This is a genomic window from Sphingomonas sp. PAMC26645, from assembly GCF_004795835.1.
Lineage (GTDB): Bacteria > Pseudomonadota > Alphaproteobacteria > Sphingomonadales > Sphingomonadaceae > Sphingomonas.
Genome location: NZ_CP039249.1, coordinates 1,928,452 through 1,952,380, shown reverse-complemented (window position 1 = coordinate 1,952,380; position 23,929 = coordinate 1,928,452). Strand labels below are relative to the sequence as shown.

Genomic DNA, 23,929 nt, shown 5'->3' with positions numbered 1-23,929 from the left:
GAACGCTGCGGGCAGCCCGTCGGCACCGGCTTCAGTCGGCAACGTCTCCGCTATTGCCGAGCTTGTTGCCGAGCGCCCCGAACAGGCGGCGCAGCATGGTCGTCTCGTCAGGCGTCAGATGCGGGTTCCAGACATCGACGATCAGGACGGCCCGGATCGTGTCGCTGTCGTTCCAGGCCTCGTGCTCGATCGTATCGTCGAACACGAACGCCTCGCCGACGCGCCATTCGCGGGTCTCGCCGCCGACGCGGAAGCCGCATTTGTCGGGCACGATCAGCGGCAGGTGCACGACCGAGCGGATGTTGCTGACCCCCGTATGCGGCGGCAAATGCGTGCCCGGTTTGAGGACCGAGAAGAATGCGGTCGGCGCGCGGCCCGGAATATCCGCCAGCGGCAACGCATCGAGGATCGCCGCGGTCTGCGGACACCGAGCGCAGACCGCGTCGTCGCGGACACCGTAGCGCCACAGATAGCGTGCGCTCCACTGGTCCGAGCGATCGAGCGGACTCCACAGATTGGCCGGCGTCCCGAGCGGCATCGCCACATAAGGCGTGAAGCCCGCCGACGGTTCGGCGAGCAGCGCCTTCAGTTCGGCGAGGATGACGGGTGTCGCCGCCTCGAATTCGGTCAACCATGCGAAATGGTCGCGCGCGAAGAACTCGTCGGCCGGAAGGAACGGGAAATGCATCCCGTGCGGCGCGGGTGCGTAGATCGTCCGACGCCCCAGCATCGCATCGACGCAGGCATCGAACCGGCGACGCCGTGCGGGGCTCACACCCGCCCGCAATGGCTGCATAGCGGTATCGACATCGTCCGACAGCGCACGCGCGTGGAATGCGATCCGGTCCGACGCGCGCGCCAGCAGTTGATCGAGCGGTGGCGATCGATCGGCCATCGATTGGACGATCGTCGCCACCCCGCCCCAGCGGAACGCCGCCTGCGCCGCATCGCCGGTCCGGTCGTGCAGTTCGGCGAGGCGCACGTTCGCCATCAGGTTGCGCTGGTCGAGCGCCAGCGCGCGCTCCAGCGCGGTCCGCTCCGCCGTCGCATCGCCCAACCCGCGGTGCGCACTCGCCAGGTTCATCCACAGCGGCGCGGCGGCGGGATCGGCATTTGCCGCACGCGCGAAATACTCGGCGGCGGCCTGGTCGTCCCGCCCCAGCGCGGCCATCCCCAGCGCGTTGAGCGCTACGGGATGATCTGGCGCGATCGCCAGGATCTCCCGGTACGCCGCCCCCGACCGCGCGGCATCGCCCGACCGGTGTGCCTGGTCGCCGTCACGCAGCAGCGCGTCGACCCGTTGTGCCAGTTGACTGCTCACGCCGATCGCCAAGCGCGCTTATTGACCGCCCATCGCCGCGCGATCCACCACGTCCTGGCCCGCCGCGCGCCCCTCCTGGGCGAGCCGGTTCCATTCGGCACGCGTATGGCATTCGCGCCGGGTCTCGACCAGCGAGCCCGACGGTGCGGAGCGTTTGCAGATCGGCCGCTCCGGCTTGGCAACCGCCTTCGCCGGTGCCACCGGTTCGGGTTGCTGCGCGACTACAGAGGATGTCGCGATGACAATCGTCGCCAGACCAAACGCAATCCGCTTCATCATCGCATAACCTCCCGGGCATCGTGTTCTTCGCAGTATCATGCCGCATTCGCCCGCAGGCACAATCGGAAATCGCATGATCGCGCCTCGCAGGTGGCGATCAGCGCCGTGATATGCGATCCCTTTGCCGCATGAGCATCTCTGCGCCATATCCTTCGACTAATAACATAGGCGCCGGCACGCTCCCCGCCGCTCGGATCGCCGACCCGCAATGGCTCGCGCATCGCTACGATCCCGGTCACGACGCAGTTCACCTGATCGCCGCGGACCGCACCATGCGAAGTGCTGCGACGTTCCTGACCGATGAATTCCTGCCGACTGCGGCAGCGCCGGTCGTGGTCCCCCGCCAGCAGGCGATCGCCATGATCCCGCGGATCGATCCGGTTCATTTCATCTTCCACTCGGCCTATTGCTGTTCGACCCTGCTCGCGCAGGTCCTCGACCGTGCAGGACTTGCGTCGACGCTGAAGGAACCGCTGATTCTCAACGACCTTGTCGGCTGGCGCCACCGCGGCGGCAACCCGGCACAGGTTGCCGACCGGCTCGACAGCGCACTCACGCTGCTGTCGCGCGCATTCGTGCCGGGCGAGGCGGTGATCGTGAAGCCGTCCAACGTGGTCAATGCACTGGCTCCGACGATGATGACGCTTCGTCCAGAGGCACACGCGGTGCTCCTGTACGCGCCACTGCGGGTCTTCCTTACGTCGATCGCGCGCAAGGGCATGTGGGGGCGTTTGTGGGTACGCGAACTGCTTGCCAAACAGTTAGCGGACGGCATGGTCGACCTTGGATTCGCGCCCGAGGATTATTTCCGGCTGACCGACCTGCAGGTCGCGGCGGTCGGCTGGATCGCACAGGCCGACCTGTTCGCCGGGCTCGTGACGCGGTTTCCGGGACGCGTGCGATCGTTGCAGAGCGAGACGCTGCTCGCCACGCCCCGCCCGGCGCTGGCCGCACTCTGTACCCTGTTCGGCTTAGCCGACGATCCCGCGACGATCGACGCGTTGGCGGCAAGCGAGGCGTTCGGGCGCAACGCCAAGGACGGCAAGGCGTACCGTGCTGCCGACCGCACGCGCGAACAGATCGACGGTGCGGCATTCCATGCCGAAGAAATCGACAAGGTGCTGGTCTGGGCCGAAGCGGTCGCCCGCGGGGCCGGCGTAGCACTCGATCCACCGGCGCCGCTTCTCGACTGAGCACGAGGCGGAGCGGAGCTTCACGCCGCCGATGGCTGGGACCCTGCGTACCCCGTCATGTCAAACTGAGACGCAGCGTCTTCCTTCGCGCCAACCAGCCGGCCCCGCGCAGCACGAAGGTTGCGACCCCAATCACGCCCCCCACGGGCAAAAAAAAGGGCGACTCCGAAGAGCCGCCCCGAGATCGGATCGTCGAGATCCTAGAAGTGCAGTCGTGCCCCGACCGCAAAGCGACGGCCCAGCGCGTCGTACGTCGACGGATAGGTGTTGCCGCTGTTGTACGAGGTCGAACCAACAGTCGAACCAACGATCGGCGGCTCCTTGTCGAGCAGGTTCTGAACCGTGACGGTGAAGTCGAAGTTCTCTGCAACGGCGATACGCGTGGTCAGATCGAAATAGTCGTGCGCCTTGATGCGACCGAAGTTGACCGTGTCGCCGCCGAACGTACCTGCGAATGCAGGACCGCTACCGTCCGTCACGTCGTAAGGCTCTTGCTTAACACCGTCGATATGGCGCCACATGAGCGATACATCGACGCTGTCGGCAAACGTGAAGGTCGCCCGGGTATTCCAATAGAACTCCGGCTGGATCGATGCGCAGCTGACCGAATAATAGCCGGTGCATTCGCGGTTGATCGAGGTTGGCGTTGCTTGGAACTTGGAGTCATGCGTCCAGTTGCCTTGGAACGACAATGCCATCTTCGCAAATCCGATATCGCGACGATAATTGATGCCGAGATCGATACCGTCCGTCTTGATCTGGCCAAGGTTGGACAGCGGCGAGAACAGGCCGGGAGTAGTGGCGCTATCGCCGTAGAGATTGCCCGTCGCAGGATTACGGCGAATGACAGTGCAGGCAGCTGAAGTTGCGCTAGCCGCGCTCAAGGAAGGACCAAAGCAGGCGTTGATCGCATCGTCAGGCGTCTGGCTCGAAATCGCGCCCTTCACCTTGATGTTGTAGTAATCGACCGTGACCGAGAAACCCGGGATCAGCTGAGTAGGCTGGAGAACAACACCAAACGTGTACGAGTCGGACTTTTCCGGCCGGACGTTGAGGTTTCCGCCGGTCGTGACGTTCGGCTGACCAGCAGGATCCGCTTGGATCGTCCCGATCGTGCTGACCGGTGCGCCCTGCGCTACGCAGACGTTGCGCAACACGACGTTCGAAACAGGCGCGGTCCCAGCGCATGGATCGGTCGCCAGATTGGTCAGTCCGGTGGTCAGCGGTGAGAACAGTTCGCTGATGTTCGGAGCGCGAACCGCACGCTGATAGTTCCCACGCAGCTTTACGCCGACAACTGGCTCCCAGCTACCACCAGCCTTGTAGGTCGTCGTATTGTAGGTCGGCGAGGTGGGAACGAGCACTTTATAATGCGAATAGCGCCCACCGACTTCCAACGTCAAACTTTGGAAGAAAGGCTTATCCTGGACGAGCGGCGCAATGATTTCGCCGAAACCCTCGACAACCTCATACCCGCCATCGACATTCGGAGCAGCACCACCGGCGCCACCGAGTTCGCCAGCCGTTTGAGCCAGCGTATCCGAGCGCTGCGACGCACGATATTTACGATATTCGGAACCGGCCGCGAAACCGACCGAGTCGGTTGCGAACGGCGATGCGAAGCCGAAGTCGCCGTTCAATACTGCACGAGCCTGAGCAAGCGATGTCTTGATCGTCGTGGTGCTCTCGCCGAGCAGGTAGGGAACCTGCGCTGGTGTGAGCGTCCCCTCCGCGCCGAACAGGTTAACGGGAACGCAACCCGTCCCTGCACCGAGCGCAGCACCCCCGGGAGCGCCAGCCAGGCAGGTCGTGGTGTTTGTAGCATACGCTGCCGAGCGCAAGCGCGACGTCAGGACGTAGCCCTGCAGCGTCTGCGTGTTCTCGGATTCACCGTAACCACCCGACACGTCCAGCTTGATGCCCTCGGTGATGCCCAGCTTAACGCCGGCTCGATAATCGAAAATCGTGGTTTGGAAGTTTGAGATACGCGGACCGACTTCTGGAGTACGACGCGACAGGGTCGTCGTCGCAGTCCGGAAGTTTGGATCCGTCGGGCTTGTCGCGATCGCGGCGGCCGCGCATTCCGTTGGCGTAAAGCGCGGCGTATAAGTAGTTTGAGCGGCAACCGAAGCACCAGCTGCAGTTACGCCGAGCGTTGTGGGTGCAATGTTGGCAGCGCAGAGCTGAGTACGGAGCGCAGCAGGCAGGTACGGATTGCTGAGGGGCACAACCAGCTGCGAGCCGAACGAACCCGATGGCGCCACGATGGTCTGCACGGTGTTCTTCGAGAACAGGCCGCGCGTATAGACCTCAATGTTGTCGGAAACGTCGTAGTGCGCCGCACCGTACATGTTGAAACGCTCGAACGGCGTCTGGAAGATGTTGTACGGGTTGAAATTGAACGGCGCATAAGCTGCAACGGCCTGCCCGTTCGAGCCAATCTGGCTGTTTCCACGATTGGCCATGCCGCCTGGGTTCAACGCGAGAATGGGAACGCCTGCTGCCGTCGTTCCGGTCTGGACATATAGCGGCGCCGTGTTGGCGATGCCGTTCACCAGCGTCCGAGTACCGGTAAGGCTTGCGGGGACCGAAGTACCCGAACCGCCGAGTGCACCGCTGAACGAGTTCACGTTGTTGATCGAGTAGTCACGATCGCCTTGATAGACGGGGTCTGACTGTTGATAGCCGACCGAGAATACCGCGTTGCCGCGACCGTCGTCGAAGTTCGCTCCGATCGTGATGTCGCCGCGGAAGTACGAACCGTCGCCACGCTCGGTGATCTGGTTCGAGACCGATGCGTCAAGGCCCGAGAAGTCCGAGCGGGTGATGAAGTTGACGACGCCTGCAACTGCGTCGGCGCCGTAAGTGGTAGCTGCGCCGCCGGTCAGCGTGTCGACACGCTCGACAAGTGCGAGCGGGATGTTGTTGAGATCGACGCGACCGACCAAGCCCGATGGTGCCAGACGGTTGCCATCGAGCAGCACGACGTTACGGAACGAACCAAGGCCGCGAAGATCGACGTAGGATGCGCCGCCGTTGCCGTTGTTCACGGCCGAACCGATGCTCGGCACGGCACCTGGAAGGGTGCGCAGGATGTCTTCGGCAGTGTTCGACTGGCGAAGCTGGATTTCTTCCTGGCCGATGACCTGGACTGGCGCCGATGCGATCAGCGCCGGATTCTTGATTAGCGAGCCGGTGACGACGATGTCGCCCTGGCTGTTCTCGGTGGTCGGCGCCGCTTCGGACGTCGTCATGCCGACTTCGCCCTGGGCATTCGCGCCCGGCGTGGTTGCTTGGGTCGCGGTCGCGCCCCCAGCGCGAATCCCCGAATTGTCACCCTGGACTTGCGCTAACGCTGGCGTGGCAAGCGTCGCCGCTCCCATGAGCAGCGTGGTCGCAAGCAGGTGTGAACGAGCAGCAGATGTCATATTAGCCCCCTTGTTGCCGGCGTATCGCCGTGCATTTGCCCCCGGAAAAAGAACCGGCTCTGGGAGGGGTGTATCGATCGCTATTACCGCACCGCAATGAATATCGTCGATTCGGACCTTTTGAGTTCCGTTTGCGACATTAGCGTGACATAAGCGCAACATAGTGTCCCCCGCCGGTCTCGGCCGATAGATTCTTTCCTTTATTCGTCTCGAGGTAGTCCAATGCGTGATTTGCGTGCCTATTGCGTTCCGTTTGCACTCCTCGCTCTGGCGGGCGTCTCCTGCGGTGAACCGGCAACCGCCGCCCCCGATCGCACCTCGTCGCGAACATTGGACGTTCTTGCGGAATGCCAGCAGGTTGCGACCGATGCTGCTCGGCTGTCATGCTTCGACGCAGCCGCTCGCGAGATCGCGAGCGCGCGCAAGTCCGGCAGTTTGCTGGCGCTGGACCGCGCGGCCGTCGTCGAGCGTAAACAGCAGCGGTTCGGGCTCGCAGATGCGGCAAAAAACCCCCTTGGCGGCGGCGAGGCCGACCGGCTTACAAGGGTTACCGAGGTGAAGACGACGATCACCGGTGTAAGGGCGTCGAGTTACGCGCGTTACTTAATCCAGCTAGCCAACAATACGGCGTGGGAGACAATCGAGCCTTTGACGCTCGCACCGCGTCCCGGCACCGCGGTCATCATCAAGCAGTCTGGTTTCGGCGGGTTTAAAGCGTTGATCGACGGCGAACGACCGGTTTTGGTGAAGCGTCAGCGCTAGTGACTGGGGCAAAAATAGGCTTAAGCGCGTCTCGTGGATTTCACTGCCCGAGCTAGCAGGTACGAACCCGCGATCACGGACGATTTCGGCCCGCTACGGATGCCTGGCGGTCGCGGCGCGAGGTCTTTGGACGGCGTAGTCACGACACCGGCTTGCCGCAGGTCCGCCACGCGTTAAGCAGGGGCAACCGCTGTTCTGCCGGAGCCCCCGATGCGTCTTACCGTCACCGCCGCCCTTCTTCTCGCGACCGCCGCGCCTGCGTCCGCGCAGACGCTTCACCAATATGGTGGGCTCGCGCTGTCGCCTGCGGGCGATCGCACCGCGACCATTGAAAGCAGCGGCGCGCATGGTGTCATAACCCTCCGCAACGTCGCCGACGGGCACGTGCTGCGGACCATCGATCCGTGCGCGACGTGCAGCTATGGGGGGCTGACCTTCGCGCCCAATGGTGACCTGGTGTTTCTGGTCCGCGACACCGCGGCGGGCAATGTCCGGCTGACCTATGCCGACGCCAGGACGACGCGCACCGTCGCGACCATCGCCGGTATCGCCCAGACCCCGCGCGTGTCGCCCGACGGCAAGCGGATCGCGCTGCTGGTGACGCTCGGCGCGGCCAAGGAATCGGGCGCGACGCAGGCCGGCGTCCGGATGATCGGCGAGATCGGTGAGAAGAGCGACGAGCAACGCCTCGCCGTGTTCGATATCGCCAAGGCGACGACGACGGTGACGCCGCTCTCGCCTGCGGGTCGCTATGTCTATGAATATGACTGGACGCCCGACGGCCGCGGGTTCGTCGCGACGACCGCGCTCGGCAATGGCGACAACAACTGGTGGGTGGCGACGCTCGACGCGATCGACGCGCAGACCGGCGCGGTCCGCTCGATCGCCAAGCCGACGACGCAGATCAACCAACCGCGCGTGTCCCCCGATGGCCGCACCGTCGCCTATGTCGGCGGCCTGATGAGCGATTTCGGCTCGATCGGCGGCGACGTCTTTACGGTCGGACTGGAGGGCGGCACCCCGCGCAACGTCACCGCCGGCGCAAAGTCCACGGTGACGACGATCGCCTGGACCCGCGGTGGCTTGCGCACCGTGACGCTGGCCGGCGACCAGATGCAGTTCGGCACGCTCACGCCCGGCCAGTCGGTCGCGCCGGGGTTTGCCAAGCCGGCAAGCTCGAGCGCAGGCGATGGCCGCGCCGTGTTCTCAGCGGACGGGCGGATCGCTGCCGCCGTGGTCCAGGATTTCGAGCACGCACCGGCGATCTACGCAGGTCCGCTCAACCCCCAGGGACAGGGCGTGAAACAGATCACGCACGACAACGACGCGATGCCCGCGCTCGCCGCCGCACGGAGCATCAGCTGGAAGAACGAGGGCTTCGACGTGCAAGGCTGGCTCCTCGCGCCCCGCCCCACCTCGGGCACCGCGCCGACCGGCAAGGCGCCGATGATCACGATCGTCCACGGCGGCCCATCGGCGGCCTCGACCCCCGGCTATCTCTATCCGACCTCGCTCAACGCTGCGCTGGTCAAGGCGGGCTATTACGTCTTCCTGCCCAATCCGCGCGGGAGTTACGGCCAGGGCGAGGCATTCACCGCCGCGAACAAGCGCGACTTCGGCGGTGGCGACCTGCGCGACGTGCTGGCCGGCGTCGATGCGGTCGAGCGCGTCGCGCCGGTCGACGACAAGCGCCTCGGCCTCGCCGGGTGCAGCTATGGCGGGTTCATGGCGATGTGGGCCAATACGCAGACCAACCGCTTCAAGGGCATCGTCGCCGGGGCCGGCCTGTCGAACTGGGTCAGCTATTACGGCACCAACGGCATCGACCAGTGGCTGTTGCCGTTCTTCGGCAAGTCGATGTACGACGACATGAAGGCGTATGAGGACGTCTCCGCGATCTATCACGCGAAGACCGCCCGGACGCCGACGTTCATCTATGTCGGCGAGCGCGATATCGAAGTGCCGCCGACCCAGTCGATCGAATGGTGGCACGCACTGAAGGATCGCAACGTCCCCGTCAGCCTGGTGATCTATCCCGACGCCGGCCACTGCGTGACGGGCCCCGAACAGTCCGCGGACGTCCGCCAGCGGTCGATCGCGTGGTTCGACAAATACGTGAAGAACGCGAAGTAGCATCTGGGCGGCCGGGGGGCTTCGGGCTAGGCAGGCACATGCCGCAGAACCGTTATTACCAGGGTCCCTCGTCCGACCATTTCGATGGTCTCCGGTTTTTCAATCCGGAACAGGCACCGACCGACCGCGGCCTGAAAGACGTGCTGCGGTGGAAGCTAGCGCGCGGTGTTGCCAAATGGCCGCGCTCGGTGCCGGTCACGCCGGCCAAGCCCGACGCGCGCGTCGACGGGATCCGCATCACGATGATTGGGCACGCCTCGATGCTGATCCAGGTGGCCGGGCTCAACATCCTGACCGACCCGATCTGGTCGGAGCGCGCGAGCCCGGTCTCGTTCGCCGGGCCAAAGCGCGTCACCGCGCCCGGTATCGCCTTCGACGACCTGCCGCCGATCGACGTCGTCCTCATCAGCCATTGCCATTACGATCATTTCGACGTCACCACTTTGCGCAGGCTTCAGGTGCCGCATACGCCCCTGTTCGTCCTCCCGCTCGGCAACGATACGATCCTGCGCGCCGCGGTGCCCGACGCCAGATGCGTCGTCGGCGACTGGTGGGATCGCCTGCCGATCGGCGACGGCATCTCAACCACGATCACGCCCGCCTATCACTGGGCGAACCGCTGGCCGAGCGACGTCCGGATGGCGCTATGGGCAGGGCACTGGCTCGACACGCCCGCCGGAGCGATCTGGTTTGCGGGCGATACCGCGTACGGCAATGGCGCGATCTTCGGCCAGATCCGCGAGCGTATCGGCGCGCCCGACGTCGCGCTGATCCCGATCGGCGCCTACGCCCCGCGCTGGTTCATGGCCGGGCAGCATGTCGATCCCGCCGAGGCGGTGCGCATCTTCGACAAGGTCGATGCGAAACGGGCGCTCGGCATCCACTGGGGCACGTTCCAGCTGACCGACGAGGCGCGCGACGCGCCGCAAATCGCGCTGGCCGAGGCGCTGGACGCAGCGACGATACCCCGCGAGAAGTTTGTCGCGGCACCACCCGGCGGCGTCTTCGATTTCGGCTGATCGACGAGAGCCGAACCTAGGAACCGAGAAATCTGCCGCTCATGTGAGCCCATCGAACGGTCCAAACGTTATCCACCGATGACAGTACGAACTTTACGGGTGCGGCTCGCTTCGGGTTGCATGCCGGTCCTGGCTCTGGCGCTCGGTGGATTTGCCCCGGCGCCCAAGCCCATCGCCCCGACAAAAACCGCAGCGGAGAGCCCGTCCCGCACCGCATCGAAGTCGGCACCAAGGGCAGTTGGCAAGGCCACTCCGACCAAGGCAACTTGGACCGCAGCAAACATCGCAGCCTTCGATCAAATCCTTGCCGACCGTGCGCGCCACGGCCTCGATCGGGTCGAGTTCCTTCCCGCACCCGCCGACGGCGCTCCGCCCGTCGACGATGCCGCGCGAACCAAGGCCGCACTCGACTATGCCGGCGCACTCGCACAGGGCCGCGTCGACCCCGCCTCGCTGCATCAGGTCTACACGCTGCCCCGCCCCAAGGTCGACCTTACCACCGGGCTGTCGCGCGCGCTGGCCAAGGGCGACCTCGTCGTCTGGTTCGACGGCCTCGCGCCGCAGGATGCCGAGTATAAACAACTCTCCGACGCGTATCTCGCGTTCAGCGCCAAGGCGTCGACCGCAACGCCGGTCCAGGCTATACCCTCCGGCGTCATCCGCGTCGGCAACCGCGACCCGCGTATCGCCACGATCGTCGAACAGCTAGCTGAGAGCGGATATCTTCCCTCGTCGACCGACCCGCTCGCCGTGGCGCCCGTACCGACGCCATTTTCGCCGACAGCGACCACGCCGACGACCGCGGCACCAATGATCTACACGCAGGCAGTGGCCGAGGCGCTGAAAGGGCTCCAGACCGACTACGGCATCGCCGCAGACGGCGTGGTCGGACCCGAGACGTTGAAGGTGCTGAACCTTGGTGCGGGCGACCGTGCTCGCGCGCTCGCGGTCGGGCTCGAACGGCGGCGGTGGCTGGCACGAACGCCACCGCCCACGCGGATCGACGTCAACACCGCCGCCGCACAGCTTCGCTACTACCGCGACGGCACGATGATCGATCAGCGCAAGGTGATCGTCGGCGAACCCGGCCGCGAGACGCCGGCGCTCTCGTCGCCGATCTATCGGCTGGTTGCCAATCCCACCTGGACCGTGCCCAAATCGATCCAGAACGGCGAGATGGCCAATGTCGGCGAGGAGTATCTGACCGCGCACAACATGGTCGTCCGCGATGGCTGGATCGTCCAGCAGCCGGGGCCGAGCAACGCGCTAGGCATGGTCAAGTTCGACATGGCCAACGATCAGGCGATCTATCTGCACGACACGTCCGCGCCGGGGCTGTTCGACCGCAGCCAGCGTCATCTGAGCCATGGTTGCGTCCGCGTCGAGGATGCGTTGGGGTTCGCGCGCATACTCGCAGAGGATGAAGGCGTCGGCGAGGCTTGGCAGACGGCGCAGGATTCGGGCGAGACGAGCTTCGTCCCCCTGCCCCGCCGCATTCCGGTCCGGCTGCTGTACCACAACGTCTATGTCGACGATGCCGGCAAGATCGCGTTTCGGACCGATCCTTACGGTTGGAACGATCCGATCGCGGAGCAACTCGGCTTCGCCAAGGCATCCGCCAAACGCGCCGAGGCGCAGGCGATCGATATCGGGCCTTAAGGGACTTTCGGCGTTGCGGGCATCGCGAACGTCTTCGACAACCCGTGGTACAGCTTCTCGCGGCAGACCCATTGGCTGGCCGCATCGGCGATGAACGCGGTCGCGAACATGGGCAGCATCAGCCCGCGGCTGGCGGTCGTCTCCGACAGGATGATGACCGCGGTCAGCGGCGCGCGGACGACGCCTGCGAAATACGCGACCATCCCCAGGATCACGATCGCGCTTGCGGGTTCGCCGGGAAACACTTCGCGGAGCAAATTGCCGACGCCGGCCCCGACCGCGAGCGACGGCGCGAAGATCCCGCCGGGCAACCCCGCGATCGCGGTCGCGGCGGTCGCCACGAACTTGGCGGGTCCGAACCACAAGGGTGCATCGACACCGACGATCATCGCGCGCGCCGCGGAATAGCCGGTTCCCCAGGTCAGGCCGGTGAACACGCCCAGCACCGCGACGACGGCACCGCACGCCCCCGCGAACTTGACCGGATTGGCGCGGGTCCAGGTCGTCATGCGGTTGCGACTCTGCGCCATCGCCAGCAGCGTGCGGGAAAACAGACCGCCCGCCATCCCGCCGGCGATCCCGGCGACCGGTGCTACCAGCAGCGCCGACAGCAACGGCATATGCGCGCCGATCGCGCCGAAATAGATGTAGTCGCCCTGCACCGACTGCGCGACCATCCCGGCGATGACGATCGCGGCGAGGACCAGCAGCGTCACGCGCTGCTCGTACGCCGACGCCAGTTCTTCGATCGCGAACAACAACCCGGCGAGCGGCGTGTTGAACGCGGCTGCGACACCCGCCGCGCCACCGGCGATCAGCACGCCGCCCCGCAACGGCACGCGGACCAGCCGGTGCGTCGCGCCCATCACCGCCGCGGCAAGCTGGACGGTCGGTCCCTCGCGCCCGACCGACGCCCCGCCCAGCACCGCGCCGATCGTCAGCACGGCCTTGGCGGCGACGGTGCGCGGCGAGATCAGCGTCCGCGTCGCCTCGTTCGGATCGGCCTGTGCCGCGATCACCTGCGGAATACCCGATCCCCGCGCGAACGGTGCGTACCGCCGGGTCAGCCAGACCAGCGCCATGAACGTCAGCGGCGTCGTCAACAGCGGCAGCCAGTGCCAGCTCTGCGCGTACCTGGCGAACACCCCCGCCGCCCAATCCGCCGCTTCGGCGAACAGCGTCGCGACCACCCCGATCAGGATCGCGCCCGTCAGGATCGCCGCACGAGTGCGGAACTGCACGGACCGCGGCCCCCGTGCACGCAGCAACGCACGGTACCGCGACGGCGTCCAGCGTTTCGCCGGCATAAGATGATCGAAGAGCCCAGGCATGATGTCGATCTAGTTGATGCCGGCCGCCACGTCACCCGCCCCGTCACCCGCCCCATCACTCGCCCCATCACTCGCCTGAGTCACCCGCCTGCGATCTGGCGGCGCGCAGGCCTTGGCAGCCCGGTAAGCGATTGACATCGTCCCGATATCTAACAACGATAGCGCTATCACAAAAATATAATGAGGATGCTTCGTGGACATTACACGACGGGACGGACTGGGCATGCTGGCGGGGCTCGCGGCTGCCGGCGCTACGGCGAATGCTCAGGCGCGATCGATCCTGCGCCCGACGGGCGCCGACGGGAGCCTGCAATCACTGGCAGCAGCCAAGGGCATGCGCCTCGGCTCCTGTTTCGCGTGGAGCGAACCCGGCGCGGACCGCGGCTCGTTCGCCAACCCGGCCTATGCGAGACTGTTGAAGCGCGACTGCGGGCTGCTGGTGCCCGAAAACGAGATGAAGTGGCAGGCGCTCCGCCCCAGTGCCACGACCTTCGACTTCACGCGGTTCGACGCGATGATGGCGTGGGCCGATGCCAACGCGCTGCCCGTCCGCGGCCACAACCTCCTGTGGCACCAGCCGAAATGGATGCCGAAATGGGAAGAGACCTACGATTTCGGCGCAACGCCCGCGCGTGCGGCGGAACAGTTGCTCGTCCGGCACATCACCACGGTATGCCAGCGCTATGGCACGCGTATCTGCAGCTACGACGTCGTCAACGAGGCGGTCACTCCCGCCGACGGCACGCTGTACACGACCGCCCTGTCCCGCGCACTCGGCAGTCCCGAGGCGACGCTCGATCTAGCCTTCCACACTGCGCGCACCGCAGCCCCGCACGCGCAACTCGTCTATAACGACTATATGAGCTGGGAGCCGGGCAACGCACAGCACCACGCCGGCGTCCTCAAACTGCTGGAGGGGTTCAAGGCCCGCGGCGTTCCGGTCGACGCACTCGGCGTCCAGTCGCACCTCGTCACGCAAGGCACCGACACCCGCGCCACGATCGCCGCGCTCGAAGGCGAATGGCGCCGTTTCGTCGATGCCGTCACCGCGATGGGCTATGCCATCGTCATCACCGAACTCGACGTCCGCGACAATAATCTCCCCGCCGACGTCGCCGCACGCGATCAGGGAGTGGCCGACTTCACGCGCGGCTATCTAGACCTGATGTTCGCCTACCCGGCGCTGAAGGACGTGTTGTTGTGGGGCATGACCGACCGCTACAGCTGGATCGAGGGTTTCGAGCCGCGCAAGGACAAGGCCCGCCGCCGCCCCTGCCCGTATGACGCCGCATTCGCCGCCAAGCCGATGCACGCCGCAATCGCCGCGGCCTTCACCGCGGCAGCACCGCGCGGCTAGCGACTCACGACATTCGACGCCACCTCTAGCGCGCCGCAGCCGCCATTTCGGCGTTGCGGCGTTCGGAGGCGGCCAGCGTCGCGGTAAGCAGCGCGACCAAGGCATCGTCGCGGTCGAGGACGTTCAGGCCCTCGCGGGTCGATCCGCCGGGGCTGGCGACGCGGTCGGCGAGTATGCCGGGCGATACGTCCGCCTCGGCCGCCATGATCGCAGAACCCTCCAGAGTTGCGATAGCGAGACGCGCCGCCTGGTCCGCTGGCAGCCCGAGCGCCGCACCTGCCCTGGCGAGCGCATCGGCGAATCGGAACACGAACCCGGGGCCGGACCCCGCGAGCGCGGTCACCGCATCGAAATGCGCTTCGTCGGCGATCCATTCGTAATGACCGAGCGGCGCTGCGAACGCTTCCGCCGCCGCGATCGCCTCTTCCGACGCACCAGCGGTGTAGAGCGACGTCACGCCCTTGCCGATCGCCACCGGAAGGTTGGGCATCGCGCGGACGATCGTGTCAGCCGCAAACCGCTGGGAGAGTGCCGCTTGGTCGACACCGGCGAGGATCGACAGGAGAAGCTGCGGCGTACCTCGCATGGGCGCCAGCAAAGCCTGCGCCGCATCGATCTGTTGCGGCTTCAGCGCGAGCATCACCGTCGCGGGCGCCTCTTCGTCGGGAAGCGCGGTCAGCGAACGGACACCTTCGGGTGCGCCCTGCCCGCTCCGCGTGATCACCGTGACGGTCGCCGGATCAAGCCCGGCGGCGATCCACCGCCGCAGCATCGCCCCGCCCATGTTGCCGCAACCGATCAGCCACAGCGGACCCGCCGGAAAGCTCATGCCTCGCCGTGCGTTTCGATCAGTGCCGCGGCGATTGCTTCCTTGGGGCTCTTCCCACCCCACAGCACGAACTGGAACACGGGATAGAAGCGCTCGCACTCCTCGATCGCCGATTCGACCAGCAGTTCCGCCGCGTCGAGCGACATCGTGCCGTCGTCACCCCCGTCGACCATCGCCGCGTGCCGGAACAGCAGAATGCCGCTCGACGACCAGAGTTCGAAATGCCCGATCCAGAGCTGTTCGTTGACCAGCCCGATCGTCTCGTACACGGCCTGACGGCGTTCGTCGGGCACCTTGATGTCGGGAAAAGCGAGAAATTGCAGGACGCTATCGTCTTCGCGCCACAGCGCGCGCAGCTCGTAGGTCGCCCAGCTTCCCTTGACGGTCGCGACGATCTCGTCGTCGTGACGCTCATGCTCCCAGCCATGCGCAGCGTAATAGCTCTCGAGCATGTCGATCGGGGCGGCGTCTTCGTGGTCGTGGTCGGCGTGTTCAAGCATCATAGGGTCCTGGCGGTCCTTATCGCACGACAAAGGGTGCCGAGGCAAAAACGCCCCGACAACCCCATCGGCCCCAATTCTGCGGAAAACTGTGGAAAAGTCAGTCGACCGACGCCCCGAGCGGTGCATTTACCGTCGATTGTGCCGCAAACTTGGCCTCAAGCGCATCAAGCCGAGTCTTCAACGCGTCGTTCTCATCGCGTGCGGCCGATGCCATCGCCTTCACGGCATCGAACTCTTCGCGGCTGACGAAGTCCAGCCCGCCGAGCCATTCGCGCGCGCGTTCCCGCGCACCTGAACCGGCTTCGCGACCAACGCCCGCAAGCGTACCGGCAGCACCGTTCAAGACCTTGACGATATCGTCGAACACGCGGTTTTCGGACTGCATTGCTTCAAAATCCCAAAGACTGTCGCAGTGACTGTTACAGTGACTGCTGCGTCACAGCATTTGGGACGTATGCGGCGCGGGTGCAAGGGTTTCGGCATCGGGGTTCAACCGCCCGATGCTGAACGCGAGCACGCCGGCAAAGCTGATCCACACCATGTACGGCACCATCAGCCACGCCGCGGCGGGGCGGATGCGCGCGAATACGAAGGTTGCAGCGATCGACAGCGCGAGCATCGCGACGATCACCAGTACCGACAGCCCGATCCTGTGCGCGCCGAAGAACATCGGCGTCCAGGCGAGGTTGAGCAGGAACTGGCCAACGAACAAAGCGACGGCCAGCCCGCGCAACCGAGCGCCGCGCGCGTTGAGGATCATCGCGAGCGCTAGCCCGATCAGGACGTAGAGCGTGGTCCACACGACCGGGAATACCCAGCCCGGCGGGTTCAGCGCCGGCTTGGCGAGCGCCATGTACCAAGCATTCTCGCTGCCGACGCTGACCGAACGCCCCGAGACGAAGCCCAGCAACAGGATCAGGGGCACGGTCACGACCGCCCAGCGGAGGAACGACATCCTCAACTGGCCCTTCGAAGCGATACCGCCCACACAAATCCTTCCGCCTCTAAGCGCGCTCGTCCTGGCGCGCATTTTGCGATCGGTAAACCGAGTTTGGTGGTTAATCGTTCCGCTAGTGGTTCATTCCGGTACGCCACCTCCCCACGCCGTCATCCTGACGAAAGTCAGTATCCAGGATACCGAGCGCACCCAGTGTGGCTCTGGGTCCTGACGTTTGTCAGGATGACAGAGGCGTTTCGGGATCGTTTGGCGCGTCCGAGGCAGGCTGTTCCACCGTTAGACTCTCGTCATGCAAAGCCGCAATCAGGAACTCGACATTGCCCTCGGGCCCCGTGATCGGGCTCTCGACCACACCGACCACACTCCACCCCTGCCCCGTCAACCACGCCGCGACCTCGTCGCAGACGCGCTGGTGGATCGCGGTATCGCGGACGACACCGCCTTTCCCCACTTCGCCGCGTCCCGCCTCGAACTGCGGCTTCACCAGCGCCATCAGCCGCGCGTCCGGCTTGGCGAAGGACATCGGCCGCTCCAGCACCTTCGCCAAACCGATAAAGCTCGCATCGCAGACGATCAGGTCGATCGGCTCTGGGATATGCGCGGGCGTGAGGATCCGCGCGCTGGTCTGTTCGTGGACGATGACGCGTTCATCCTGCCGCAGCGACCAGGCAAGCTGGTTGGTCCCACTGTCGACCGCGTAGACCTTCGCCGCGCCGTTCTTCAACATGACGTCGGTAAAACCTCCAGTCGAGGAGCCGACGTCGATCGCCACCGCACCGGTCACGTCCCAACCGAAATGCGCAAAGCCGTGCGCCAGCTTGATCCCGCCGCGCGAAACCCAGGGATGATCACGACCGCGCACGTCGAGCTGCACGTCGTCTGCGAGCGTCTGTCCGGGCTTGTCGACCTTCTTCGTCCCCGCGAACACGAGGCCCGCCATGATCAGCGCCTGTGCGCGCGTCCGCGACTCGACCAGCCCTCTGTCGACCAGCATCTGGTCTGCACGTACCTTCACCATGCGCCCGCTATCGCGGTCCGATCCGATTGCCGCAAGCTGCCTTCCTTTCGCCGCAATGCCATTGCCTACCGAACAAGTAGGATTACGTTGAAGTCATGGGATCGTGACCGGATGGCGTGCCCTAGAGCGTCCTTCGGCCACGCTCCCGACCTCGAAGAACGAGGTTTTGGAGAAGGAGAAGCGCTGTGGGTTCTTTCGCACCGTATGATTCCGTCCAGCCGACGATCCTGACCGTGCCCGGCCTTGGTGGATCGGGTCCTTCGCACTGGCAGACGTTATGGGAAGAGGCGCGGCCCGACACGGTGCGCGTCGAACTCGGCATGTGGAACACGCCGCACCGCAATGCCTGGGTGACTCGTCTCGACGAGGCGATCCGGCAGGCACAGGCGCCGGTGATCCTCGCCGCACACAGCCTCGGGTGCCTCGCAGTGGCGTGGTGGGCCGAACTCAGCCCGCAGCCTTATGGGTGGCCGGTAGCGGGCGCGTTGTTGGTAGCGCCAGCGGACGTCGATCGCGGCGGCGCGCAGGCCGAACTGAAAGGCTTCTCGCCGACTCCGCGCACGCCCTTGCCATTCCCGTCGATCGTGGTGGCGAGCAGCGACGACCCCTGGGTCACGCCCGAGCGCGCGCACAGCATGGCGGCGGACTGGGGCAGCCACTTCGTCGATGCGGGACCACAAGGGCATCTGAATGCCGCGAGCGGGATCGGCTGGTGGCGTGAAGGGCAGGATTTGCTGGAGCGCGTCATCGCCGCAAGTGGCGATGGCAGGGGACAGGCTTTACCGCCAAGCAAAGCCCGCTCGATCCTTGCGGTCAGCGCAACGGACGCTGCACAAACACACTACCTGGGCGGCTAACCGTACGCACCCAACAATACACCACCCCGGCGAAGGCCGGGGCCCAATTGGTGAGGTCACAGTAACGAGGCACCGCGCTCCGTTACCAACTTTTCCCAATTGGGCCCCGGCCTGCGCCGGGGTGGTTCTCAGTTATGAAATCCGCGAACCATCTTCATCGAACAGTTCGGGGTTCGCCGCCTGCTCAGCCTTCGCCGCTGCGAGCCCACCCCGCATCCGCCGCCACATCGCAATATTGAGCGACACCATCACGATCACCGCCAGCGCGATGATCACAAGACCCTTGGTCGGCCCGGTCATGCGCGCGCTTCGGCAACCCCGCCCGAATTGTGACGGAGCGCCTTGAGCACGGTATCCACCAGCGCGGTCGCATCGAGGCCGGCTTCGGCATACTGGACTTCGGGCTTGTCCTGGTCCTGATACACGTCGGGCAGACGCAACGTACGCAGCTTGAGCCCACCGTCGATCAAGCCCTCGTCAGATGCCATCGTCAGCACGTGCGCGCCGAAGCCACCAACCGAGTTCTCCTCGATCGTCACCGCGACTTCGTGCGTGGTGAGCAGCTTCCGAATCAGGTCGACGTCGAGCGGCTTGGCGAAACGAAGATCGGCGACCGTGGTGCTCAGCCCCTTGGCTTCGAGAACCTCGGCGGCCTTGAGCGCTTCCTCGAGACGCGTACCGAGCGACAAGATCGCGATCTTCTTGCCTTCGCGCACGACGCGACCCTTGCCGATCTCCAGCAGTTGCGGAGTCTCGGGCAGCGCAACGCCGGTGCCGTTGCCGCGCGGATAGCGCACCGCGATCGGGCCGGTGTCGTACTGCGCCGCGGTGTGCGTCATGTGGACCAGTTCCGCCTCGTCCGCCGCCGCCATCACGACGAAGTTCGGCAGCGTCGCGAGGTACGTGACGTCGAACGATCCGGCGTGAGTCGCACCATCCGCACCGACCAGACCCGCGCGGTCGATCGCGAACCGGACCGGCAGGTTCTGGATCGCGACGTCATGCACGACCTGATCGTATGCGCGCTGAAGGAACGTCGAGTAGATCGCACAGAACGGCCGCATCCCCTGCGCGGCAAGGCCGGCGGCGAAGGTCACGCCATGCTGCTCGGCGATGCCGACGTCGAAGAAGCGGTCGGGATACGCCTTGGCGAACGCATCGAGCCCGGTACCCGACGGCATCGCCGCGGTGATCGCGCAGATCCGCGGGTCGTTGGCGGCCTCGGCAACGAGCTGCGCGCCGAACACGTTCTGGTATTGCGGTGGTCCCGGCGGCGCCTTGGTCTGCACGCCGGAGATCACGTCGAACTTCTGGACGCCGTGATACTTGTCCGCGGCAGCCTCGGCGGGGCCGTAGCCCTTGCCCTTCTTGGTGACGACGTGGACGAGGATCGGGCCCTCTTCGGCATCGCGAACATTCTCGAGCACCGGGATCAGATGTTCGAGGTTATGACCGTCGATCGGGCCGACATAATAAAAGCCCAGTTCCTCGAACAACGTGCCGCCCATCGTCATGCCGCGCGCGAACTCGTCGGTCTTGCGCATGCCGCTGGCGATCGGCCGTGGCAGCCGCTTGGCGAGTTTGCGTGCCAGATCGCGAAAGCCGAGGAACTCGCGACTCGATACAATACGGCTCAGATACGCCGACAATCCACCGACCGGCGGGGCGATCGACATGTCGTTGTCGTTGAGGATCACGACGAGGCGGTTACCCGCCTGCGCGGCGTTGTTCATCGCCTCGTACGCCATGCCCGCGGACATAGCGCCGTCGCCGATCACAGCGATGCCCTTGCCGGGGGCGCCTGCAATCTTGTTGGCGATCGCAAAGCCGAGCGCGGCCGAGATCGACGTCGAGGAATGCGCCGCGCCGAACGGATCGTATTCGCTCTCGCTGCGCTTGGTGAAGCCGCTGAGCCCCCCGCCCTGCCGCAGCGTGCGAATCCGATCGCGGCGTCCGGTGAGGATCTTGTGCGGATAACACTGGTGGCCGACGTCCCAGACGAGGCGGTCGCGCGGGGTATCGAAGACATAGTGGATCGCGGTGGTCAGCTCGACCACGCCGAGGCCCGAGCCGAGATGCCCACCGGTGGTGCCGACCGCGGAAATCGTCTCGGTACGCAGTTCGTCGGCGAGTTGGCGGAGCTGGTCCGGGCGCAACTTGCGGAGGTCGTCGGGCGTCGAAACGGTGTCGAGCAGCGGTGTCGAGGGAAGGTCGGCCATCGGACGGGCTTAATGCAGCGCGCGTATCGTGTCGATTGTTACCGTGTCTTGACGTAGCATTCGCGCTGGAGTCGCTCGGAAAGTGCACAATTATGAACTTTACGCACCGTGTGGCCGTGGCGGCGGATATTCCCGCGATCTCGGCGCTGATGGCCCGTTCGATCGGCGCGTTGCAGGGGGACTTCCTCACGCCGGCCCAAGTCGAGGCGAGCCGCGCGGTGATGGGGCTAGATACGCAGTTGATCGCGGACGGGACGTATCTGCTGGTCGAGGCGGACGGTCGGCTGGCCGGATGTGGCGGGTGGAGTCGGCGCGCGACGCTCTATGGCGGCGATCACAGCACGGCGTTGCGCGATGCGGCGCTACTCGACCCGGCGCGCGACGCGGCGCGGATTCGGGCGATGTATACCGATCCGGACTTTACGCGGCGGGGTGTCGGGCGGCTGGTGTTATCGGTTTGCGAGGCCGCAGCACGGGAGGCCGGGTTTGCGCGGGCGGAGATGATGGCGACGCTGGCCGGGGAGCCGCTGTATCAGGCCTGCGGGTATCTGCCGATCGAGCGGATCGAGACGCCGGGCGACGTGCCTGTGCCGATGATCCGGATGGGGAAGGATCTGGGGTAGAACTTGATCCTCCCCCGCCAGGGGGAGGTGGCACCGAAGGTGACGGAGGGGGAGGACACGGAACAGCGGTTTACCCTTCCTCCCCCTCCGACTGGCAAGCGCCAGCCACCTCCCCCTTACGGGGGAGGATTAAGCGGTCGAAGCTACTTCGCCTCGCACTCCGCGCAGCGACCGCGGACCTCGATCACTGGCCTCACGGGCGAGAAGCCCGCCGCCTCCGCCGCGTTCCGCACACCCTTGGTGATCGTGTCGTTATCGAGATGCGTCGTCTGGCCGCACGAGTCGCAGACCAGGAAGATGCAGTCGTGCAAGCAATCCGGGTGCGCGTTCGCGACATAGGCGTTCGCGCTCTCGACTCGCCGCGCGAGGTTCGCGCCGACGAACAGGTCGAGGATGCGGTACACGCTGTTCGCGGCGACCCGACGACCTTCAGATTTCGAGACGGCCTCGGCGATATCGTACGCCGACGCCGGCTTCTCGAAGCTGGCGAGGGCTGCGAACACGCTGGCGCGCATCGTCGTCCATTGCTCGCCAGCCTTTTCGAGCGTCGTCTGTGCTGCGACGGTGAGATCGGCGCCCTGCGGTTCGGTGTGGGTGTGAGCGTGCGCCATGCTGGGTGAAGTAGGATGCCGGAACAGTTCCAGCAACCCGCTCAGCTTTCCGCGCGGCGGTTGAGATCGTGGCCGAATGCGAGCAGCCCGACGCCGACGATCGTCCACAACGTCTCGCCGCCACCGCTGTCGTGCGGCAGCGTCATCGCGCCCGCCATGATGCCGAGTCCGAGCGCGCCCATCGCGGCAGGCATCATATAGCCGTGGTTCAGCACGCCGCGACCGAGCGCGAGCGCGCCCAAAGCGATCGCGATCGTCAGGCCGATTTCGTGGAAGATCGGGTCGAGCAGGAAACCGCCCGCGGTCGACATCAGCGCAACCAGCACGGAGGTCGCCAGGCAATGCACCATGCACAGGCCCGACAGCCCGATCGCGTAGCGATCGAGCCCGGCGAAGCGGTGGGTATGCGTGGCCGAGGGCGTCATCGTTCGTCGGATATAGATGGGTGGTTGAAAGGATACAACATTACATTGCAGATTTTGTTGGGTGCTGGGGTGGTTTTTCGTCGCCGTCCAGCAGGCCCTGACCATGCAACGTCGCGCCCTCCTCACTTGTTTCCCCGCGAAGGCGGGGACCCAGCCTGGGCTCCCGCCTTCGCGGGAGAACAACGAAGCAGAGCGCTGCGGCTACTGGGGTCTTGGTCCCCGACCGGATCCAGCAACATGAAGCAACGGCGCACCACGAACCGATGGCGCCCCGCCGCGCAAACCACTATCTCCTCACCATGCTTCAACCCAGCGCCGCCTTCCTCAGCAAGGCCCGTCCTCGTTCCGTCGCCCTGTGGCTGGTCACGGTCGCCGGTCTGATCGTCGCGATGGTCGTCATCGGCGGGATCACGCGGCTGACCGAGTCGGGGCTGTCGATCACGCAGTGGAAGCCGATCAGCGGAATCATCCCGCCACTCAACGACGCGCAGTGGCAGGCCGAGTTCGACGCCTACAAGCGCATCCCCGAATACGCCGCGTTCAACGCCGACATGACGGTCGGCGGGTTCAAGGCGATCTTCTTCTGGGAATACCTCCACCGGCTATGGGGCCGCGTGATCGGGCTCGTGTTCGCGGTGCCGCTGATCTGGTTCGCGGTGCGCAAACGTATCCCGGTCGGCTATGGCTGGCGGCTGTCGGCGTTGCTGGCGCTCGGTGCGTTCCAGGGCGCCATCGGCTGGTGGATGGTCGCCTCCGGACTGTCGGTGCGAACCGATGTGAGTCACATCCGACTCGCCGTGCATCTGCTGACCGCGCTGACGATCCTCGCGGGGATCGTGTGGACCGCGCTCGACCTGATGGCGCTGCACCGCAACCCGCTAGCCGCCCCTGCCCGGCTCGCCCCGGTCGCGATCCTCGCGCTGGCACTGTTGTTCGTACAACTCGTCTACGGCGCGTTCACCGCCGGGCTCGACGCGGGGTACGCGTTCGCAAGCTGGCCGCTGATGGGCGACGGGCTGTTCCCAGCCGACGTGCCGATGGTGAACCCGGCCTGGAGCAACGCGGTCGACAACCCAATCGTCGTCCAGTTCATCCACCGCTGGTTCGCGTTCGCCGCCGCCGCCGGACTCATCTGGCTGGCGATCAAGGCGACCAAGACGGGCAGCAGCGCTGGCTTCTTCGTCGTCGGGTTGGTCACGCTCCAGATCATGCTCGGCATCGCCACGCTGATGACCGGCGTGCAGATCGACGTCGCGGTCGCACACCAGGGCAACGCCGCGCTGCTGCTGATCGCCGCGATGTTCGCCGCCCATGCTGTCGGCACAGCACCCCGCATTACACAGCGGGTATAATAATACCCGTCAGGAAACCGGCGGAAAGCTTGACTTGAAGCCCCCCTTTCAG

Annotated in this window: 22 protein-coding genes; 9 read left to right on the top strand and 13 right to left on the bottom strand. The window is 65.5% G+C overall.

Annotated elements, in window-relative coordinates:
• Nucleotides 1–31: 31 nt before the first annotated feature.
• Together E5673_RS09245 and E5673_RS09240 are read right to left on the bottom strand one after the other, a co-directional pair.
• On the bottom strand, nt 32–1,321 hold the full coding sequence (locus E5673_RS09245) for an aspartyl/asparaginyl beta-hydroxylase domain-containing protein (RefSeq protein ID WP_136189764.1): 1,290 nt from the start codon (nt 1,319–1,321) through the stop codon (nt 32–34).
• Nucleotides 1,322–1,339: 18 nt separating this feature from the next.
• The gene (locus E5673_RS09240; RefSeq protein WP_136189763.1) at nt 1,340–1,600 is read right to left on the bottom strand and encodes a hypothetical protein; all 261 of its coding nucleotides are present in this window, start codon (nt 1,598–1,600) and stop codon (nt 1,340–1,342) included.
• 128 nt (nt 1,601–1,728) lie between these two features.
• Here E5673_RS09240 and E5673_RS09235 point away from each other — a divergent pair, with 128 nt between their 5' ends.
• On the top strand, nt 1,729–2,793 hold the full coding sequence (locus tag E5673_RS09235; protein WP_136189762.1) for a hypothetical protein: 1,065 nt from the start codon (nt 1,729–1,731) through the stop codon (nt 2,791–2,793).
• 200 nt (nt 2,794–2,993) lie between these two features.
• Here the strand turns inward: E5673_RS09235 and E5673_RS09230 are convergent, their stop codons facing one another.
• Nucleotides 2,994–6,047: a TonB-dependent receptor gene (locus E5673_RS09230; protein ID WP_247599671.1), complete on the bottom strand. Its 3,054-nt coding sequence runs from the start codon at nt 6,045–6,047 to the stop codon at nt 2,994–2,996.
• A gap of 396 nt (nt 6,048–6,443) precedes the next feature.
• Between E5673_RS09230 and E5673_RS09225 the strand changes: the two genes are divergently transcribed.
• The 4 genes from E5673_RS09225 (at nt 6,444) to E5673_RS09210 (ending at nt 11,794) form a co-directional block, all read left to right on the top strand.
• Nucleotides 6,444–6,983 carry a hypothetical protein gene (locus E5673_RS09225; protein WP_136189760.1) on the top strand — a complete coding sequence of 180 codons (540 nt, stop codon included), beginning with the start codon at nt 6,444–6,446 and terminating at the stop codon, nt 6,981–6,983.
• A gap of 210 nt (nt 6,984–7,193) precedes the next feature.
• Nucleotides 7,194–9,116, top strand: a complete 1,923-nt coding sequence (locus E5673_RS09220; protein ID WP_136189759.1) for a S9 family peptidase — start codon at nt 7,194–7,196, stop codon at nt 9,114–9,116.
• 38 nt (nt 9,117–9,154) lie between these two features.
• Nucleotides 9,155–10,135, top strand: coding sequence for an MBL fold metallo-hydrolase (locus E5673_RS09215; RefSeq protein WP_136189758.1), 981 nt, complete (start codon nt 9,155–9,157; stop codon nt 10,133–10,135).
• A gap of 120 nt (nt 10,136–10,255) precedes the next feature.
• Entirely contained in the window at nt 10,256–11,794 is a 1,539-nt protein-coding gene (locus E5673_RS09210) for a L,D-transpeptidase family protein (RefSeq protein ID WP_136189757.1), read from the top strand.
• On the opposite strand, the gene E5673_RS09205 is transcribed toward E5673_RS09210, so the two are convergent.
• Entirely contained in the window at nt 11,791–13,125 is a 1,335-nt protein-coding gene (locus E5673_RS09205; RefSeq protein ID WP_136189756.1) for a chloride channel protein, read from the bottom strand. The genes E5673_RS09210 and E5673_RS09205 overlap by 4 nt on opposite strands.
• Before the next feature lie 193 nt (nt 13,126–13,318).
• Between E5673_RS09205 and E5673_RS09200 the strand changes: the two genes are divergently transcribed.
• Nucleotides 13,319–14,482, top strand: a complete 1,164-nt coding sequence (locus E5673_RS09200) for an endo-1,4-beta-xylanase (protein WP_247599640.1) — start codon at nt 13,319–13,321, stop codon at nt 14,480–14,482.
• Nucleotides 14,483–14,507: 25 nt separating this feature from the next.
• On the opposite strand, the gene proC is transcribed toward E5673_RS09200, so the two are convergent.
• The 5 genes from proC to E5673_RS09175 form a co-directional block, all read right to left on the bottom strand.
• Complete coding sequence (proC, locus tag E5673_RS09195; RefSeq protein ID WP_136189755.1) at nt 14,508–15,311, bottom strand: pyrroline-5-carboxylate reductase; 804 nt, start codon at nt 15,309–15,311, stop codon at nt 14,508–14,510.
• Nucleotides 15,308–15,814 (bottom strand): YbjN domain-containing protein, encoded by a 507-nt coding sequence (locus tag E5673_RS09190; RefSeq protein WP_165895101.1) that lies wholly within the window; start codon nt 15,812–15,814, stop codon nt 15,308–15,310. Before E5673_RS09190 ends, proC begins: the two co-directional genes overlap by 4 nt.
• Before the next feature lie 97 nt (nt 15,815–15,911).
• Entirely contained in the window at nt 15,912–16,199 is a 288-nt protein-coding gene (locus E5673_RS09185; protein ID WP_136189754.1) for an accessory factor UbiK family protein, read from the bottom strand.
• Nucleotides 16,200–16,250: 51 nt separating this feature from the next.
• Nucleotides 16,251–16,802 carry a TspO/MBR family protein gene (locus E5673_RS09180; protein WP_247599639.1) on the bottom strand — a complete coding sequence of 184 codons (552 nt, stop codon included), beginning with the start codon at nt 16,800–16,802 and terminating at the stop codon, nt 16,251–16,253.
• 187 nt (nt 16,803–16,989) lie between these two features.
• The gene (locus E5673_RS09175; RefSeq protein ID WP_136189753.1) at nt 16,990–17,790 is read right to left on the bottom strand and encodes a TlyA family RNA methyltransferase; all 801 of its coding nucleotides are present in this window, start codon (nt 17,788–17,790) and stop codon (nt 16,990–16,992) included.
• 185 nt (nt 17,791–17,975) lie between these two features.
• On the opposite strand from E5673_RS09175, the gene E5673_RS09170 reads away from it, so the two are divergent.
• Nucleotides 17,976–18,647, top strand: coding sequence for an alpha/beta hydrolase (locus E5673_RS09170; protein ID WP_056047792.1), 672 nt, complete (start codon nt 17,976–17,978; stop codon nt 18,645–18,647).
• A 132-nt stretch (nt 18,648–18,779) separates the two neighbouring features.
• Here E5673_RS09170 and E5673_RS19650 read toward each other — a convergent pair whose 3' ends face one another.
• Complete coding sequence (locus E5673_RS19650) at nt 18,780–18,947, bottom strand: hypothetical protein (protein ID WP_168711593.1); 168 nt, start codon at nt 18,945–18,947, stop codon at nt 18,780–18,782.
• Nucleotides 18,944–20,866, bottom strand: coding sequence for a 1-deoxy-D-xylulose-5-phosphate synthase (dxs, locus tag E5673_RS09165; protein WP_136189752.1), 1,923 nt, complete (start codon nt 20,864–20,866; stop codon nt 18,944–18,946). Before dxs ends, E5673_RS19650 begins: the two co-directional genes overlap by 4 nt.
• Before the next feature lie 92 nt (nt 20,867–20,958).
• Between dxs and E5673_RS09160 the strand changes: the two genes are divergently transcribed.
• The gene (locus E5673_RS09160) at nt 20,959–21,489 is read left to right on the top strand and encodes a GNAT family N-acetyltransferase (protein WP_136189751.1); all 531 of its coding nucleotides are present in this window, start codon (nt 20,959–20,961) and stop codon (nt 21,487–21,489) included.
• Nucleotides 21,490–21,632: 143 nt separating this feature from the next.
• On the opposite strand, the gene E5673_RS09155 is transcribed toward E5673_RS09160, so the two are convergent.
• Nucleotides 21,633–22,100, bottom strand: a complete 468-nt coding sequence (locus E5673_RS09155; RefSeq protein ID WP_136189750.1) for a transcriptional repressor — start codon at nt 22,098–22,100, stop codon at nt 21,633–21,635.
• A gap of 41 nt (nt 22,101–22,141) precedes the next feature.
• Complete coding sequence (locus E5673_RS09150; protein WP_136189749.1) at nt 22,142–22,525, bottom strand: MerC domain-containing protein; 384 nt, start codon at nt 22,523–22,525, stop codon at nt 22,142–22,144.
• 299 nt (nt 22,526–22,824) lie between these two features.
• Between E5673_RS09150 and E5673_RS09145 the strand changes: the two genes are divergently transcribed.
• Nucleotides 22,825–23,877, top strand: coding sequence for a COX15/CtaA family protein (locus tag E5673_RS09145; RefSeq protein ID WP_136189748.1), 1,053 nt, complete (start codon nt 22,825–22,827; stop codon nt 23,875–23,877).
• Nucleotides 23,878–23,929: the final 52 nt, after the last annotated feature.

Bases quoted from the DNA above. Each gene is read 5' to 3' on its own strand.
- E5673_RS09240 (WP_136189763.1), bottom strand. From the start codon at position 1,600: ATGATGAAGCGGATTGCGTTTGGTCTGGCGACGATTGTCATCGCGACA.
- E5673_RS09235 (WP_136189762.1), top strand. From the start codon at position 1,729: ATGAGCATCTCTGCGCCATATCCTTCGACTAATAACATAGGCGCCGGC.
- E5673_RS09230 (WP_247599671.1), bottom strand. From the start codon at position 6,047: ATGACGACGTCCGAAGCGGCGCCGACCACCGAGAACAGCCAGGGCGAC.
- E5673_RS09225 (WP_136189760.1), top strand. From the start codon at position 6,444: ATGCGTGATTTGCGTGCCTATTGCGTTCCGTTTGCACTCCTCGCTCTG.
- E5673_RS09220 (WP_136189759.1), top strand. From the start codon at position 7,194: ATGCGTCTTACCGTCACCGCCGCCCTTCTTCTCGCGACCGCCGCGCCT.
- E5673_RS09215 (WP_136189758.1), top strand. From the start codon at position 9,155: ATGCCGCAGAACCGTTATTACCAGGGTCCCTCGTCCGACCATTTCGAT.
- E5673_RS09210 (WP_136189757.1), top strand. From the start codon at position 10,256: ATGCCGGTCCTGGCTCTGGCGCTCGGTGGATTTGCCCCGGCGCCCAAG.
- E5673_RS09205 (WP_136189756.1), bottom strand. From the start codon at position 13,125: ATGCCTGGGCTCTTCGATCATCTTATGCCGGCGAAACGCTGGACGCCG.
- proC (WP_136189755.1), bottom strand. From the start codon at position 15,311: ATGAGCTTTCCGGCGGGTCCGCTGTGGCTGATCGGTTGCGGCAACATG.
- E5673_RS09190 (WP_165895101.1), bottom strand. From the start codon at position 15,814: ATGATGCTTGAACACGCCGACCACGACCACGAAGACGCCGCCCCGATC.
- E5673_RS09185 (WP_136189754.1), bottom strand. From the start codon at position 16,199: ATGCAGTCCGAAAACCGCGTGTTCGACGATATCGTCAAGGTCTTGAAC.
- E5673_RS09175 (WP_136189753.1), bottom strand. From the start codon at position 17,790: ATGGTGAAGGTACGTGCAGACCAGATGCTGGTCGACAGAGGGCTGGTC.
- E5673_RS19650 (WP_168711593.1), bottom strand. From the start codon at position 18,947: ATGACCGGGCCGACCAAGGGTCTTGTGATCATCGCGCTGGCGGTGATC.
- dxs (WP_136189752.1), bottom strand. From the start codon at position 20,866: ATGGCCGACCTTCCCTCGACACCGCTGCTCGACACCGTTTCGACGCCC.
- E5673_RS09160 (WP_136189751.1), top strand. From the start codon at position 20,959: ATGAACTTTACGCACCGTGTGGCCGTGGCGGCGGATATTCCCGCGATC.
- E5673_RS09155 (WP_136189750.1), bottom strand. From the start codon at position 22,100: ATGGCGCACGCTCACACCCACACCGAACCGCAGGGCGCCGATCTCACC.
- E5673_RS09150 (WP_136189749.1), bottom strand. From the start codon at position 22,525: ATGACGCCCTCGGCCACGCATACCCACCGCTTCGCCGGGCTCGATCGC.
- E5673_RS09145 (WP_136189748.1), top strand. From the start codon at position 22,825: ATGCTTCAACCCAGCGCCGCCTTCCTCAGCAAGGCCCGTCCTCGTTCC.